This window comes from Mesorhizobium sp. Cs1299R1N1, from assembly GCF_037179655.1.
GTDB lineage: Bacteria > Pseudomonadota > Alphaproteobacteria > Rhizobiales > Rhizobiaceae > Mesorhizobium > Mesorhizobium salmacidum.
Window position 1 is genome coordinate 430168 of record NZ_JAPYKR010000001.1, and the last position, 14332, is coordinate 444499.

The following is a 14332-nucleotide window of genomic DNA, read 5'->3' on the forward strand; positions in this document are numbered from 1 at the left end:
ATAGCGAGAGTTATGCCGCAGGCGTGTAGGCTGCCAACCCCTATTCGCTACTCACTACTCACTACTCACTACTCGCTATTCCCTTCTTTTCACGGAATGTCTTCCGGCCGCCGGCCGGGCCGGGTCTTGTAGGATGGAAAGGTCCAGCCGAAACGGAGCGCACCGCCGCGCACCGCGAATGCCGCGGCGAAGCCGGCCAGCTCTGAAACGATGGGCGGCAATCCTGTGACATCGCCAGCCGTGAAGATTGCAGCGCCCGCGAGAGCGGCCGTAACATAGATCTCCGGCCTCAGCAGCACCGAGGGTTCACCCGCCAACAGATCGCGCAAGATGCCGCCCGACGTGGCGGTGAGCACGCCGGTGATGACGGAAACGACCGGCGAACCGGTAATGGCCAGGCCCTTGGCCGCACCCATCACCGAAAAAGCGGCCAACCCGATGGCGTCGAGCCAGAGCAGCCACTTCCAGCGGGATTCGACACGGTGCGCGACAAAGAACACCAGCACCGCGACCGCCGCGCAGATCAGCACGTAGCTGGAGTTGGCGACCCAGAAAACCGGCAGATTGAGGATGACGTCGCGAAGCGTGCCGCCGCCGATACCGGTGACGCTGGCCAGGAACAGGAAGCCGATGATGTCGAGCTGTTTGCGCGACGCCGCCAACGCCCCTGTCGCCGCGAAGACGGCAACGCCGGCATAGTCGAGAAGGGCGATGGGGTTCATGGGTGAGCGAATAGTGAGTAGTGGGTAGTGAGTAGCAGGTAGGGCAATAGCACGAAGCCGCAGCTTAGTGTCAGCCCCTACTCCCTATTCGCTACTCACTACTCACTATCCTCACGCATCCTTCTCGGCCTGCTCATTGACCGGCCCTGGCTCGACCGGCGCGTCGGCCGCGATTTTCGGGCCGCCCTTGGCGACGCCGACCATGGCTGGGCGCAGCACTCGCTCGCCGATCGAATAGCCCGGCTGCACGACCTGGACCACGGTGTTGGCCGGGACATCGGGATTGGGAACTTCGAACATCGCCTGGTGGAAATTGGGATCGAACTTCTCGCCTTCCGGAGCGAGTTTCTTGACTCCATGCCGTTCCAGCGCCGACAGCATGGCGCGCTCGGTCAGATCGACGCCTTCGATCAGCGCCTTGAAGCCGGCATCCCCCGACGCCTTGGCCTCGGCGGGAATGGCATCCAGGGCGCGGCGCAGATTGTCCGACACCGACAGCATGTCACGGGCAAAATTCGCCACCGCATAGGTGCGCGCGTCGTGCACGTCGCGAGCGGTGCGGCGGCGCAGGTTCTCCATCTCGGCCGCGACGCGTAGTGCGCGGTCCTTCAGCTCTTCGTTTTCCTTCAGCAGCCGCACAAGCGCTTCATAGTCGCCATCGATGCTGCCTTCCGTGCGCTCGACATTGGCCTCGGCCGCCCCGGCTTCACTGGGCGCGCGTTCGTCTTTTGCCTGGTCGCTCATCGCCGTTTCCCGTCATCTCGAATGGTGTGGATTTGTGCCCGATATCGAGCTTCGCAGGCCAAAAATCAAGGGGAAAGCGACCGTAACGACCTTTCACCGGACCTGGAAGGCACCAAGGCGGTAGTCCGATTTTAATTCAAATTTTACCGTGCTTGCCGGCTTTGCTTGCCACAAGGCCGTGATGCGGGAACCATTCCGTCGCTGGAGGAGTTTGGGACCCGACGCAGGATTTGAATCGATGACCCGCAACAAGCTCGAAAAAACAGAAAGGCTCGCTGCGGAGGTTCGGCGCCAGATCGGCGCCGAGGCGATGAAGCGCTTTCTGCGCACCTTGCCAGCCTTCCGCACCGAAACCGACATCCCGGACCGCTTCGGGCAATTGCTCGACCACCTCGACAGGGTCGAGGATGGCGACGTCGGCTGGCGACGGGCAGTGAGGATCGACTAGGCCCTACGCGACAATTACGCACAGTAACTTTACGTGATCATCGGCTTGCGGTGGCGGCGCACCCCGCCTATGCTTCCTGATGAACATGATTTCCCCCGAAGCGGCGGCCAATAGCAAGCGCGCCTGGCTCAAGATCCTGGCGCGCTACAAGAAGCCTGACAGGCGACGAAGCGCACTTGAACTCGCCATCACCCTCATTCCCTTCGCCACGCTGTGGGCTCTGTCTTCCGCGGCCTATGCCTATGGTCATTGGTGGGGACTGATCCTCATCCTGCCCGCGGCCGGATTCCTGGTGCGGATTTTCATGATCCAGCACGATTGCGGCCATGGCTCCTTCTTTGCCAATCGCCATGCCGACGACTGGATCGGCCGCGCACTGGGCATCCTGACGCTGACGCCTTACGACTGCTGGCGGCGCGCCCATGCCACGCATCATGCCAGTGCCGGCAATCTCGACGAGCGCGGCATGGGCGACATCAGAACGTTGACGGTCGCCGAGTACCGCCGGATGTCCTGGCGTGGTCGTCTGGCCTATCGTCTCTACCGCCACCCTCTGGTGATGTTCGGCCTGGGGCCGATCTGGCTGTTCATCTTCTCGCAAAGGCTGCCCGTCGGCATGATGCGCGGCGGCCTGACGCCATGGGTTTCATCAATGACCACCAATCTTGGCATCGCGCTTGCCGCGGCCATCCTCATCTGGGTCATCGGTCCCGGCGCGTTCCTGATTGTCCATCTGCCGATCGTCATTCTCGCCGGTTCGGCCGGCATCTGGCTGTTCTATGTCCAGCACCAATTCGAGGAGACCGAGTGGGCGAAGGATGGGGAATGGGAGTTCCAGCACGCCGCGCTGCACGGCTCGTCCTACTACGACCTGCCGCCGGTGCTGAATTGGCTCACCGGCAATATCGGCGTTCACCACGTCCACCACCTCTCCGCCAGGGTGCCCGGCTACCGGCTGCAGGAAGTGCTGCGGGACTATCCCGAGTTGCGCGGTATCGGCCGCGTCACGCTGCTCGAGAGCCTGCGCTGCGTCAAACTGGCCTTGTGGGACGAAAGCCGCAGCAAGCTGATATCGTTCCGCGAGGCACACGCGGCGCTGTAGGCGCGGTTCGCGCAGCGGACGAAAAGCCAATTGCTTGGCTTTTCGAACAATGCCCAAGGGCCGGATGAGAGGCAGCGCAAAGCTTCTCAACCGTCCAGCCAGCTCCCAAAGCCTCAGGCCGCCTGCCGCTCGTCGCGCATCAGGATCTCGCCATGGCGGATCTCAGTGCCCAGCACCTTCAGGCATTCGCGGATGAAATTGGACAGGCCCGGCCAGCCCTTGGCCGAAACGAGATTGCCGTCGACATGGGCTCCGTTCGGCGCGACGTCGATATAGATGCCGCCCGCCAGCGTCACCTCCGGCTCGCAATAGTGAAGCGCCGCCACTTCCCTGCCCCGCACCACGCCGTCGACCGCAATCAGGATCTGCACGCCATGGCAGATGGTGAAGATCGGCTTGCCTGTCTCATGGAAGTGTCGCACCAGCGCCTGCACGCGCTTGTCGATGCGGATGTATTCCGGACCGCGGCCACCCGCCGCGTAGACGGCATCGTATTGGGCCGGATCCACGTCGGAAAACGTCTTGTTGAGGATGTAATCGTGACCGGGCTTTTCGGTGTAGGTCTGGTGGCCTTCGAAATCGTGCAGCGATGTCTTCAGCACATCACCAGCCTTCTTGTCGGGGCAGACGACATGCACGGTGTGGCCGACGGCGTGCATGGCCTGTTCAAAGACAAAAATTTCATATTCCTCGCTGAACTCGCCAACGAGCATCAATATCTTCTTGCCAGCCATTCCCGGTTCCTCCCTTTGTGGCCATTATTTCGCGTCGCGAAATAACAGCATTATCCTAAGGGCAGGATCACGTAAGGAAAAGCGCAAATCGCACAATTGGTACGACCAGTTTGCGTCTTCCTCGATTGCGAGAGCTTTGGGCCCTTCGTAAAAAACGCGTCAGCTGCTGCGAACTCGGCGCCAGGAATATTTCGAAACCTTGGGCTCCGCTATGGCGGCCGGCTGGTAGTAAAGCCCCAACCCGCCGGTGCGGCCCTCTTCCAGACGCTTCAAGAGCACTGGATTCGAGATCTCGAACTCGTCGAAGCCAAGCCGCAGCATATGCGGCAACGGGTCGACCAGAACCTGCCCGGTGGCACGCAGCGCGCCCGTGAAATGATAGCGGCTGCGTAGCAGTTCGCCTTTGGAGAAGGAGCGGCCGTCGCCGAAGGCCGGGAAGGCCAGCGCCACCAGCGACAGCTGGTCGAGCAGGTCGGCGATCTTCTCGAGCTGATCGCCGGGCTGCAGCAGGACGCCGAGCCGCTCCTTCGCCGAGCGGCGCACCTCCGGGTCGAGGTCGAGGAACGCTTGCAGCGGCAGGATGAAGCGGCCATTACCGGAAAGCGCATCGGCGCTTTCGGCATGGGTCCACTCGTCCTCGCGAAAACCCTCCGGGGTCCAGAGCCGAGTCTCCGGTGTCGTCGGTTCAGTCATCAAAATTCCCAAAATTCGAAGCGCTCAAGGGTGTGTTGAAATTCAGGTCAGGCCGCGTCGAGAACGGCTGCTTCCGAGAACCGGAGCGGAGCGTACTTGAAGTACGTGAGCACCGGAAGCGCAGGAAGTGGCGGTTTGCAGGCCGGCCGAATTGCAACATACCCTATAGTGATGCGTCGGTCAGCGACACTTCCAGTCCCGACAGGTGAATGCCGCACTCGGTCTTGGCATGGCCTGCCCAGCGGCCGCTGCGCGCGTCCTCGCCCGGCTGCACGGGCTGCGTGCAGGGAAAGCAGCCGATCGACAGATAGCCATAGGCGACCAGTGGATTTTCGCGCAGCGCATGCGCGCGCATGTAGCCGGCCTGATCCGACGTCGTCCAGCGCGCCAGCGGATTGATGCGGATGCGCGGGCCGACCGCCTCGAACACCGGAAGTGCGGCCCGCGTCGAGGCCTGGAAGCGCTTGCGGCCTGTGAACCAGGCGCGGAAGGGTGCGATGCCGCGTGCCAGCGGCTCGACCTTGCGCACGTCGCAGCAGGCATCGGTGTTGTTCTGGTGCAGATTGCCGGTTGGGTCGATCCGTTCGAGCGCCGCTTCGTCGGGCTTGATGACCCGGATGTTGGTCAGCCCGAAATCGGCGACCAGCGCGTCGCGATAGCCGAGCGTCTCCTCGAAGTGCTTGCCGGTATCGAGGAAAACGACCGGCAGCGTGCGGTCGATCTTGGCGATCATGTGCAGCAGCACCGCCGAATCCGCGCCGAACGAAGACACGGCGGCGATCTCGTCGTGAAACAGCTCATCGGCCGATCGTTCGATGATCTCGATCGGACTGAGATGACCGTAGAGCGCGTCAAACCCCGCCGCCTTGGCGGCGGCGCCGTCCTCGACGTCGACGGTATGGTCAAGCGGCCTTGGCTTCGCCAGCATAGAGCGCCTCCTTGAACGGCGCGGGACCGACACGGCGGTAGGCGTCGATGAATATTTCGTGTGGGTTGAGCCGAAGGCCGAGATAGGTATCGACGATCGTCTCGATGGCGTCGGTGATTTCGTCCGACGAGAAGCCGCGGCCGATGATCTCGCCGACGGAGGTGTTTTCGTCGGCCGAACCGCCGAGCGTCACCTGGTAGAGTTCGGAGCCCTTCTTCTCGACACCCAGGATACCGATATGGCCGACATGGTGGTGGCCGCAGGCATTGATGCAGCCGGAGATCTTCAGCTTCAGCTCGCCGATCTCGCGCTGCCGCTCCAGCGAAGCGAAGCGTTGCGAGATTTCCTGTGCGATCGGGATCGAGCGCGCGGTCGCCAGCGCGCAATAGTCAAGACCCGGGCACGAGATGATGTCCGAGATCAGGTTGGAATTGGCCGTCGCCAGCCCGATGTCGACCAGCGCGTCATAGACCGTCTTGAGGTCGGCGCGCGCCACATGCGGCAGGATCAGGTTCTGCTCGTGGCTGACGCGAAGCTCGTCGAACGCGTATTTTTCGGCGATGTCGGCGACCGCTTCCATCTGGCTGTCGGTCGCATCGCCCGGCACCTCGCCGATACCCTTGAGTGAGATCGTCACCGCTGCGTAGTCGGGGTGGCGGTGCGTCACCACGTTCTGGTCGAGCCAGTCAGAAAAGCCCTTGGAATCCAGCCGCGCCACCTTGACCGCCGTGTCGCCGTCCGGCCGCCCGATCAGCGCCGGCGGGGCGAAATAGGCCTCGATGGCGCGAATGTCGGCTTCCGGCAGCTTCAGCTCCGCGTCCTTCAACTCCTGCCACTCGGCCTCGACCTGGCGGGTGATTTCCTCGGCGCCGGTCTCGTGGACCAGGATCTTGATGCGCGCTTTATACTTGTTGTCGCGGCGGCCATAGAGATTGTAAACGCGCAGGATCGCCGTGCAGTAGGACAGAAGGTCGGCTTCCGGCAGGAAGTCGCGGATCTTCCTCGCCACCATCGGCGTGCGGCCCTGGCCGCCACCGACATAGACGGCGAAGCCGAGCTCGCCGGCGGCGTTTTTCTTGAGGTGCAGGCCGATGTCATGCGTCTGGATGGCGGCTCGGTCGCGCTCGGCTCCCGTCACCGCGATCTTGAACTTGCGCGGCAGGAACGAGAATTCCGGATGCACCGACGACCATTGCCGCAGGATTTCCGCATAGGGACGCGGATCGGCGACCTCGTCGGCGGCCGCGCCTGCAAAATGGTCGGCGGTCACATTGCGGATGCAATTGCCGCTGGTCTGGATGGCGTGCATCTCCACGCTGGCCAGGTCCGCCAGGATCGCCGGAATGTCCGACAACGCCGGCCAGTTGAACTGGATATTCTGGCGCGTGGTGAAGTGGCCGTAGCCCTTGTCGTATTTGCGGGCGATGTGGCCCAGCATGCGCAGCTGCTTGCCGTTCAGCGTGCCATAGGGCACGGCGATGCGCAGCATATAGGCGTGCAGCTGCAGATAGACGCCGTTCATCAGCCTGAGCGGCCGGAACTGGTCCTCGGTGATCTCGCCGGACAGCCGGCGCTTGACCTGGTCGCTGAACTCGGCAACGCGGGCCTGGACAAAATCGTGATCGAACTCATCGTAACGGTACATACTTCGTCTTTCAGGGCGCGTCCGCCCGTGGCTGGTTAGGCTGCCCGCGCAGCCTGCTTGCCGAGATCGTTGCGGATGGTGGGACCGGCGGCGCGGATCTTCTCGCGCAGCCGCACCGGCTCGACAATGCCGTCGACGACTTCCGCGTCGATCAGATTGACGTCGACCACTTCATTGTCGGCGTGGGCCTTGGCGCCGATCGCCTCCAGCCGATCCTCTGCCGCTTTGTCATGGGCAAGGTCTGCGTGGTCCACCGTCTCGGCCCAGCCGCCATCGGCGTACCAGACGGCAATGCCGTCGCCGAGGCGATTGGCGGTCAGTATCTTCATGGCTGAACTCCCTCGGCGGCCGCTACGGGCGCACTCTCATGCCTGTGTGCCGCGAGCGGCTCGGACCGCTCGAAATTGGCGCCGGCGACGGCGTCGCCGATGATGGTCATGACCGGGCCCGACAGATCGGCGCGCGCCTCCAGCGACGGCAGGTCGGCAAGCGTGCCGTGGAAGCGTCGGCGATTGGTCAGGCTGGCATTTTCGACCACCGCGACCGCCGTGTCCGGCGACAGACCGGCCTCGATCAGCCGGCCGGCAACTTCGGCGGCGACCGAGCGGCCCATGTAGACGGCGACGGTAGCGCCGGAAATGGCGAGCTTGGCCCAATCCGGCAACGAATTGCCCTTGAGGTCGTGGCCGGTGGTGAACACCATCGACGACGACACGCCGCGCAGCGTCAGCGGCAGTTCGAAATCGGCGGCAGCGGCGAAGGCCGCGGTGACGCCTGGAACCACCTCATAGGCGATGCCGGCGTCGCGAAGTGCTGCCATCTCCTCGCCGGCGCGGCCGAACACCAGCGGATCGCCCGATTTCAGCCGCACGACGCGCTTGCCCTCACGGCCAAGCTCCACCAGCAACGCATTGATTTCGGCTTGGCTCTTGGTATGGCAGCCCTTGCGCTTTCCGACCGGCAGGCGCTCGGCATCGCGGCGGCCCATGGCGACGACCGCCTCCGGCACCAGCGCGTCATGGACGATGACGTCGGCCTCCATCAGCAGGCGATGCGCCCGCAGGGTGAGGAGGTCCTCGGCGCCGGGACCGGCGCCCACCAGGGCGATGTGGCCGCAAACGGGCGCGTCGGACAACAGCAGATCGGTGGCGGCTTCGTGCGCCTGCGAAAAATCGCCGGCCTCGACGGCGCGGGCCGGCGCTCCGCCGAAGAAGTCACTCCAGAAACGGCGGCGCACATTGCCCCGGGGTAATCTCTCGGCGGCATTGCGGAACGACATTGCAAGCGCCGCCAGCGCGCCAAGCGACGGCGACAGCATGCGGTCGATGCGGCCGCGCAGGATCTGTGCCAGCACCGGACCTGCACCTTCGGTGCCGATGGCAATGGCGACCGGTGCGCGGTTGACCAGCGCCGGAGTGAAGAAATCGCAGAGATCCGGCCGGTCGACGGCATTGACGGGAATGCCCAGCCGGCGCGCGTCGGCGGCTACGCGACGATCGAGCGCTTCGTCGCCGCTGGCGGCAAATACCATCACGGCGCCTTCGAGCTGCGAGGCATCATACGCGGCGGCCACATGCTTCGCGCCGGCTTCGGCGATGAAGGTCAACAACTCCGGCTCGGCATCTCTGGCGATGATGTGCAGAACGGCACTCGACTGGGCAATCAGCCGCGCCTTGGCCAGAGCCTCCTCGCCGCCGCCGACAATGGCCACGGCTTCGCCCTCGACCCGCATGAAGACGGGAAAGGCGTTGAGCTTGGTGGTGGCTTGCGGCATGATAATAGCGATCCGGAACAGTTTCGCAGTTTTACGCCGAGGCGTAAAAAAGCAGAAGCAAAGCACTCGCGCATCCGGTGATGGCAGGCAATCGCTTTTTCGCAACCGCGAAGGGCAGGAGAAAAATATTCCACGCCCATGCCCATGGGCACGCCGGGTCGCCGAAATCGGCCCTGATTTCAGGCGCTTTTAGCTGCCGGCGACCTGTCCCGCAAAACAGTTTTTTCTAATTTCTATCAATTTAGTAGATTAACGCCGTCCGGTGGCGATTTCATGTTCAGCGCCCGGCCTGCACGGCTGTTCGGTCCGCCGCGTGGGTTGGAACGTTGACGGGCTGAAACGCGTTCCCGGTATAGCCACCACTCAACAAGGAGCGTCCTCATGAACACGATCAAACTGAAGCATGGCATTTGGGTTCTGGTGGCAGACGGTGAAAAGGCGCTCCTGCTCAAGAACGTCGGCGACACCAAGTTTCCCAACCTTGAAGTCGTGCATCTGATGGAACAGGAAAACCCGCCCACACGCGAACAGGGAAGCGACAGCCCCGGCCGCTACAATGACGGCCCATCCGTGCACCGCAGCGCGGTCGAGGAGACCGACTGGCACCGCATCGGCAAGGAACGCTTCGCCGAGGAGATTGCCGCCCGGCTCTACAAGCTTGCCCATGACGGCGAGTTCGACAGCATCGTGCTTGTCGCCCCACCAGTGGTGCTCGGCGCCATGCGCAAGAAGCTGCATAAGGAGGTTGGTGACAAGGTGACGGCCGAAATCCCGAAGACCATGACCAACCACGGCATCCCCGAGATCGAGGCCCTGTTGCAGGCAGCCTGATCGCCGGCAACAAGGCGAATGCCATCGCGAGCTCAAACAGATCGGCGACATCCCGGTCGCCGGTCCGGCATTTTGTCGCCGCGCCGTCGCTTTTCGCACCTTGCGGGTTGCATCACCGTTGCCCCTTCCACCATATTGCGAAACAGGCGACGGCTCTCGGGCGCCGCATATCCGACATCGCTAGCTTGAAAGGCGCTCCATAGACAATGCCGCATGACACGCCCCTTATCGCCACCATCGTCGCCGGTCTGGGGCTGGCTTTTGTCTTCGGCGCTCTCGCCAATCGCTTCCGTGTTCCCCCATTGGTCGGCTATCTCGTAGCCGGCGTTCTAGTCGGCCCGAACACGCCCGGTTTCGTCGCCGATGCAGGGCTTGCCAACGAATTGGCCGAAATCGGCGTCATTCTCCTGATGTTCGGTGTCGGCCTGCATTTCTCGCTCAAGGACCTTCTGTCGGTCCGTGCTATCGCCGTGCCTGGCGCCATCGTTCAGATTGGCTTTGCCACCGCGCTCGGCGCCGGGCTGTCCTGGATGCTCGGCTGGTCGATGGGCGCGGGCGTGGTGTTCGGCCTGGCGCTGTCGGTCGCCTCGACCGTTGTGCTGCTGCGCGCGCTTCAGGAACGCCGCCTGATCGAGACCGAGCGCGGCCGCATCGCCGTCGGCTGGCTGATCGTCGAGGACCTGGCCATGGTGCTGGCGCTGGTGTTGCTGCCGGCGCTTGCCGGCGTACTCGGCGGCCAGGAACACGCCAATGCCCATTCGGGCGACCTGCTGTCGCTGCCGGCCAGCTACGGCATATGGGGTGTCGTGGGCATCACGCTGGCCAAGGTCGCCGCCTTCGTGGTGGTCATGCTGGTGGTCGGCCGCCGGGTCATTCCCTGGATCCTGCACTACGTTGCCCATACCGGGTCGCGCGAACTGTTCCGTCTCTCGGTGCTCGCCATTGCGCTCGGCGTCGCCTTCGGCGCGGCAAAACTGTTCGGCGTCTCGCTGGCGCTGGGCGCGTTCTTCGCCGGCATGATCATGAGCGAATCCGAGCTCAGCCACCGCGCGGCCGAAGAATCGCTGCCGTTGCGCGATGCCTTCTCGGTGCTGTTCTTCGTCTCCGTCGGCATGCTGTTCGATCCGTTCAGCCTGATCAGCAACGGCCTGCCGATCCTGGCGACGCTGGCCATCATTGTCATCGGCAAGTCGCTGGCGGCGTTCGTGATCGTCGTAGCCTTCGGCTATCCCCTGGCCACGGCCTTGATGATTTCGGCCAGCCTTGCCCAGATCGGCGAGTTCTCCTTCATCCTGGCCGAACTCGGCGTCGGGCTGAAACTTCTGCCCGAGCAAGGCCGCGATCTGATCCTGGCCGGCGCCATCCTGTCGATCGTGCTCAACCCGTTGATGTTTCTGGTTATCGACTGGATGAAGCCGTGGCTGGAGGCCCGCGCCATCAGGACGGCGCCACCAGCGGACACCAAGCCGGTCGGCCCGGCGACGGAACCGGGCCAGGTGGCCTCGGTCGCCGCAACGTCGAGCAAGGAAGACGGCCCGCCGCCGCCGACGACGCTTGCCGGTCATGCCATCCTGATCGGCTATGGCCAGGTCGGTGGCCTCGTCGGTGCCGCGCTGAAGGAAGCGGCACAGCCTTTCCTCGTCATCGAGGATGCCGATAAGACGCTGGCGAGGCTGAAAGCAGACGGCATCGAAACCATCGCCGGTAATGCCGCCAATGCCGAAGTGTTCGCCGCGGCCAATCCTGAAGGCGCAAAGCGGCTGATCCTTGCCATCCCCAACGCCTTTGAGGCCGGCCAGATCGTGCTGCGGGCACGCGCCGCCAATCCCAACATCAATGTCATCGCCCGCGCCCATTCCGACGCCGAGGTCGAGCATCTGAAGGGACTCGGCGCCGATACCGTGATCATGGACGAACGCGAGATCGCGCGCGGCATTGTCGAAGAGGTGCTTGGCCACAAGCCGCGGGTTTCTGAACCGTCCGCTGCCTGAGTCGACGCTACCCACAGGCGCGTTCAATCATGCCACGAATGCCGAGCCGCCATTTTGCGCGACACCGCCGAGATATTTTGCCGGGGGCTTGCCAAGCGCCTTCTTGAACATGGTGATGAAGGCGGTAACCGAGCTATAGCCGAGGTCGCCCGAGACTTGCTGCACGCTGGCACCGGACGCCAGCTCCCGAATGGCAACGATCAGGTGCAATTGCTGGCGCCAGCGCCCGAAGCTCAAGCCAGTCTCATTGACGACGAGACGCGCCAGACTGCTTTCGCTGAGCGCGACGCGGTTGGCCCATTGTGCCAGCGTACTGCGATCGGCAGGGTCTTGCGCCAGCGCCTCGGCGATCCGCCTCAAGCGCGGCTCGGATGAAATCGGCAGATGCAGCTGCTGCACAGGCATGCGCGGCAGTTCTGCAAGCAGGGTCCTGGTCAGGAGCTCATCCCTTGCCTGGTCGTCCTGCACGCTGTCGGACAGATCGACGATCAGTTCGCGCAGCAGCGGCGAGATCGAAAGCGTGCAGCACCGGTCCGGCAATTCGGCGGCTCCCGGCTCAATATAGACGAAGAAGATCCGCGCGTTGGCCGTCGCGATGTTGCTGTGCTCCATGCCGCCGGGGATCCATACGCCGCAATGCGGCGGCACCATCCAAAGGCCGCTCGGAACGCGGCATGTGACGCCGCCTCCGAGCGCAAAGACGAGCTGGCCTTTGCGGTGCCAATGGGCGGGCACCTCCGCTCTGGTCTCGGTGACGTCGACACGTACGGCGATGGCTGGCGCCAGCACGTCATCGACATCGAAATTGACCCATGGGTAGCGAAGAGGCTGTCTCATGATTGACTGCTTTTAGCGATTAAATGCCATGATAGCTAAATTCTTCAAGCAGGGAAGCCGATAAGTTCCGGCCTCCAGCAAGAAGGTACGCACCCATGCTCGCCTTAGTCATATCTTCCGACAGCGCCACGGGATTGAGGTTAGCCGAGGTCGAAGAACCTCGGCCCCTCGCGGACGAGGCGCTCGTCTCGGTCCACGCAACCTCGTTGAACCGGGGTGAACTGCGCTTGCTCACCATCCGTCCGAACGGCTGGACACCCGGCCAGGACATCGTCGGGATTGTCGAACGCGCGGCCGCCGATGGCTCCGGGCCGATCACGGGCACCAGGGTCGCGGCTTTGGTCGACCAGGCCGGCTGGTCTGAACGGGTCGCCGTTTCAACAGACCGTCTCGCCGTCCTGCCGGATGAGGTCAGCTTCGTCTCGGCAGCCACGCTTCCGGTCGCCGGCACGACGGCGCTCAGGACTTTGCGCCACGGCGGTGACCTGGCCGGCCTAAAGGTCCTGATCACCGGTGCAAGCGGTGCCGTCGGTCGCTTCCAGATCCAGATCGCCCGCGAGCAGGGCGCGTCGGTGACCGCCATCGCCGCCGCCAGGCACCACGAGGATTTGCGTGAACTCGGAGCCGAGCAGATCGTGGAGTCGATCGAGCAGGCCGAGGGGCCGTTTTCGCTGATCACCGAGTCGGTCGGCGGCGAAAGCCTCGCACACGCGATCGAACGCGTCGCCCCTGCCGGCACAATCGTCATGTTCGGCTCGAGCAGCGGTGAACTCACGCCCGTGGGGTTCCGTCAGTTCGTTCCGGGTCACGAAGGGGCGAGGCTTCAGACGTTCGCCTACTACACGTCCGGTTCAGCCATCGGCGCTGACATCGCCGCGCTGCTCGCCCTGGTCGCCGCTGGTCGGCTGGACACCCGCATTGCCTTGACCCTGCCATGGACGGACATCGGCCAAGCCCTGGACGCACTGCGACAGCGCAGCTTCAGTGGCAAGGCTGTCGTCACCATAGGCGGGTGAGCCGGCCCTAGCCTGAAGTCGACCAGTTCATACGTGCTGGCCGCCATTGATGTGGATTTCCGAGCCGGTCACATAGGACGCCTGCCCGGAGCACAGGAAAAAGATGATGTCGGCGACCTCCGCCGTGGTGCCCAGGCGCCGCAGCGGAATGGTCTCGACGATCTTTTCCGTGCCCGGCGACAGGATCGCGGTGTCGATCTCGCCCGGCGCGATGGCGTTGACGCGGATGCCGTGCGGGCCGAAATCATGCGCCATCTCGCGCGTCAGCGAGCCGAGTGCGGCCTTCGACGTCGCATAGGCGGTGCCGGCGAAGGGATGCACGCGGGTGCCGGCGATCGAGGTGACGTTGACGATCGAGCCCTTGGCCGCCGCCAATTCCTTGAACAGGCCGCGCGCCAGCATGATCGGCGCGAAGAAATTGACCTGGAACACGTCGCGCCAGACATGCATCGGCGTGTCGATCGAGTCCATTCGGCTGTTGCCATCGCTGAGCTTGGGCGAAATGCCGGCATTGTTGACCAGCGCGTGCAACTGCCCGCCATGCGCTTCGAGCCGATGACGGATTTCCGACACCGCAATACCGACATCTTCCTGATCGGCGAGATCGACCTTGATGTGGTCCTCTGGACCGGCCGGCCACGGGCAGTCCTCGGCAAAGGCCTGGCGCGAGCAGGTGATGACGCGCCAGCCTTCGCGCGAAAAGCGCTTCACCGTGGCATGGCCAATGCCCCGGCTGGCGCCGGTCAGCACGATGGTTTTTCTGGTGTCTGTCTCGGTCATGTCGCGGTCTCCGGGCTGGACATGTAGCCGAACGCCGCCGGGGTGGCGAGAGGCCGAAATGTCACCATAGGCCCGATATGAGGAACC

The 14332-nt window shown here is 63.8% G+C and carries 15 protein-coding genes; 5 read left to right on the forward strand and 10 right to left on the reverse strand.

Annotation, left to right across the window (positions count from 1 at the left end; genetic code table 11):
* Positions 1-89 precede the first annotated feature (89 nt).
* Together O7A70_RS02080 and grpE are read right to left on the reverse strand one after the other, a co-directional pair.
* A complete protein-coding gene (locus tag O7A70_RS02080; RefSeq protein ID WP_337138815.1) occupies positions 90-722 on the reverse strand; it encodes a trimeric intracellular cation channel family protein in 633 nt (210 codons plus the stop codon).
* 111 nt (positions 723-833) lie between these two features.
* The gene (grpE, locus tag O7A70_RS02085) at positions 834-1466 is read right to left on the reverse strand and encodes a nucleotide exchange factor GrpE (protein WP_337138816.1); all 633 of its coding nucleotides are present in this window, start codon (positions 1464-1466) and stop codon (positions 834-836) included.
* Between the two features lie 238 nt (positions 1467-1704).
* On the opposite strand from grpE, the gene O7A70_RS02090 reads away from it, so the two are divergent.
* Both O7A70_RS02090 and O7A70_RS02095 read left to right on the forward strand, forming a co-directional pair.
* On the forward strand, positions 1705-1914 hold the full coding sequence (locus O7A70_RS02090) for a hypothetical protein (RefSeq protein WP_027143052.1): 210 nt from the start codon (positions 1705-1707) through the stop codon (positions 1912-1914).
* 79 nt (positions 1915-1993) lie between these two features.
* Complete coding sequence (locus O7A70_RS02095) at positions 1994-3016, forward strand: fatty acid desaturase (RefSeq protein WP_337138817.1); 1023 nt, start codon at positions 1994-1996, stop codon at positions 3014-3016.
* A gap of 113 nt (positions 3017-3129) precedes the next feature.
* On the opposite strand, the gene O7A70_RS02100 is transcribed toward O7A70_RS02095, so the two are convergent.
* The 6 genes from O7A70_RS02100 to cysG form a co-directional block, all read right to left on the reverse strand.
* Positions 3130-3750: a DJ-1/PfpI family protein gene (locus O7A70_RS02100; RefSeq protein WP_140503003.1), complete on the reverse strand. Its 621-nt coding sequence runs from the start codon at positions 3748-3750 to the stop codon at positions 3130-3132.
* 159 nt (positions 3751-3909) lie between these two features.
* Positions 3910-4443, reverse strand: coding sequence for a DUF934 domain-containing protein (locus O7A70_RS02105; RefSeq protein ID WP_337138818.1), 534 nt, complete (start codon positions 4441-4443; stop codon positions 3910-3912).
* Between the two features lie 163 nt (positions 4444-4606).
* Positions 4607-5371 carry a phosphoadenylyl-sulfate reductase gene (locus O7A70_RS02110; RefSeq protein WP_337138819.1) on the reverse strand — a complete coding sequence of 255 codons (765 nt, stop codon included), beginning with the start codon at positions 5369-5371 and terminating at the stop codon, positions 4607-4609.
* On the reverse strand, positions 5346-7016 hold the full coding sequence (locus tag O7A70_RS02115; protein WP_337138820.1) for a nitrite/sulfite reductase: 1671 nt from the start codon (positions 7014-7016) through the stop codon (positions 5346-5348). Before O7A70_RS02115 ends, O7A70_RS02110 begins: the two co-directional genes overlap by 26 nt.
* Before the next feature lie 35 nt (positions 7017-7051).
* Complete coding sequence (locus O7A70_RS02120; protein WP_337138821.1) at positions 7052-7345, reverse strand: DUF2849 domain-containing protein; 294 nt, start codon at positions 7343-7345, stop codon at positions 7052-7054.
* Complete coding sequence (cysG, locus tag O7A70_RS02125) at positions 7342-8790, reverse strand: siroheme synthase CysG (RefSeq protein ID WP_337138822.1); 1449 nt, start codon at positions 8788-8790, stop codon at positions 7342-7344. Before cysG ends, O7A70_RS02120 begins: the two co-directional genes overlap by 4 nt.
* A 381-nt stretch (positions 8791-9171) precedes the next feature.
* Here cysG and O7A70_RS02130 point away from each other — a divergent pair, with 381 nt between their 5' ends.
* Positions 9172-9621 (forward strand): baeRF12 domain-containing protein, encoded by a 450-nt coding sequence (locus O7A70_RS02130; protein WP_027143060.1) that lies wholly within the window; start codon positions 9172-9174, stop codon positions 9619-9621.
* A 206-nt stretch (positions 9622-9827) separates the two neighbouring features.
* Positions 9828-11612: a cation:proton antiporter domain-containing protein gene (locus tag O7A70_RS02135; protein WP_337138823.1), complete on the forward strand. Its 1785-nt coding sequence runs from the start codon at positions 9828-9830 to the stop codon at positions 11610-11612.
* A 27-nt stretch (positions 11613-11639) separates the two neighbouring features.
* Here O7A70_RS02135 and O7A70_RS02140 read toward each other — a convergent pair whose 3' ends face one another.
* Positions 11640-12449 (reverse strand): AraC family transcriptional regulator, encoded by an 810-nt coding sequence (locus tag O7A70_RS02140; protein WP_337138824.1) that lies wholly within the window; start codon positions 12447-12449, stop codon positions 11640-11642.
* Between the two features lie 95 nt (positions 12450-12544).
* Between O7A70_RS02140 and O7A70_RS02145 the strand changes: the two genes are divergently transcribed.
* The gene (locus tag O7A70_RS02145) at positions 12545-13465 is read left to right on the forward strand and encodes a zinc-binding dehydrogenase (protein ID WP_337138825.1); all 921 of its coding nucleotides are present in this window, start codon (positions 12545-12547) and stop codon (positions 13463-13465) included.
* A gap of 27 nt (positions 13466-13492) precedes the next feature.
* Here O7A70_RS02145 and O7A70_RS02150 read toward each other — a convergent pair whose 3' ends face one another.
* Positions 13493-14245, reverse strand: coding sequence for an SDR family NAD(P)-dependent oxidoreductase (locus tag O7A70_RS02150; RefSeq protein WP_337138826.1), 753 nt, complete (start codon positions 14243-14245; stop codon positions 13493-13495).
* Positions 14246-14332: the final 87 nt, after the last annotated feature.

What these genes read in the sequence shown, in the direction of transcription:
- cysG (WP_337138822.1), bottom strand. Translation starts at nt 8,790, where the DNA reads ATGCCGCAAGCCACCACCAAGCTCAACGCCTTTCCCGTCTTCATGCGG.
- O7A70_RS02120 (WP_337138821.1), bottom strand. Translation starts at nt 7,345, where the DNA reads ATGAAGATACTGACCGCCAATCGCCTCGGCGACGGCATTGCCGTCTGG.
- O7A70_RS02115 (WP_337138820.1), bottom strand. Translation starts at nt 7,016, where the DNA reads ATGTACCGTTACGATGAGTTCGATCACGATTTTGTCCAGGCCCGCGTT.
- O7A70_RS02105 (WP_337138818.1), bottom strand. Translation starts at nt 4,443, where the DNA reads ATGACTGAACCGACGACACCGGAGACTCGGCTCTGGACCCCGGAGGGT.
- O7A70_RS02080 (WP_337138815.1), bottom strand. Translation starts at nt 722, where the DNA reads ATGAACCCCATCGCCCTTCTCGACTATGCCGGCGTTGCCGTCTTCGCG.
- O7A70_RS02130 (WP_027143060.1), top strand. Translation starts at nt 9,172, where the DNA reads ATGAACACGATCAAACTGAAGCATGGCATTTGGGTTCTGGTGGCAGAC.
- O7A70_RS02095 (WP_337138817.1), top strand. Translation starts at nt 1,994, where the DNA reads ATGAACATGATTTCCCCCGAAGCGGCGGCCAATAGCAAGCGCGCCTGG.
- O7A70_RS02145 (WP_337138825.1), top strand. Translation starts at nt 12,545, where the DNA reads ATGCTCGCCTTAGTCATATCTTCCGACAGCGCCACGGGATTGAGGTTA.
- O7A70_RS02090 (WP_027143052.1), top strand. Translation starts at nt 1,705, where the DNA reads ATGACCCGCAACAAGCTCGAAAAAACAGAAAGGCTCGCTGCGGAGGTT.
- O7A70_RS02150 (WP_337138826.1), bottom strand. Translation starts at nt 14,245, where the DNA reads ATGACCGAGACAGACACCAGAAAAACCATCGTGCTGACCGGCGCCAGC.
- O7A70_RS02110 (WP_337138819.1), bottom strand. Translation starts at nt 5,371, where the DNA reads ATGCTGGCGAAGCCAAGGCCGCTTGACCATACCGTCGACGTCGAGGAC.
- grpE (WP_337138816.1), bottom strand. Translation starts at nt 1,466, where the DNA reads ATGAGCGACCAGGCAAAAGACGAACGCGCGCCCAGTGAAGCCGGGGCG.
- O7A70_RS02100 (WP_140503003.1), bottom strand. Translation starts at nt 3,750, where the DNA reads ATGGCTGGCAAGAAGATATTGATGCTCGTTGGCGAGTTCAGCGAGGAA.
- O7A70_RS02140 (WP_337138824.1), bottom strand. Translation starts at nt 12,449, where the DNA reads ATGAGACAGCCTCTTCGCTACCCATGGGTCAATTTCGATGTCGATGAC.
- O7A70_RS02135 (WP_337138823.1), top strand. Translation starts at nt 9,828, where the DNA reads ATGCCGCATGACACGCCCCTTATCGCCACCATCGTCGCCGGTCTGGGG.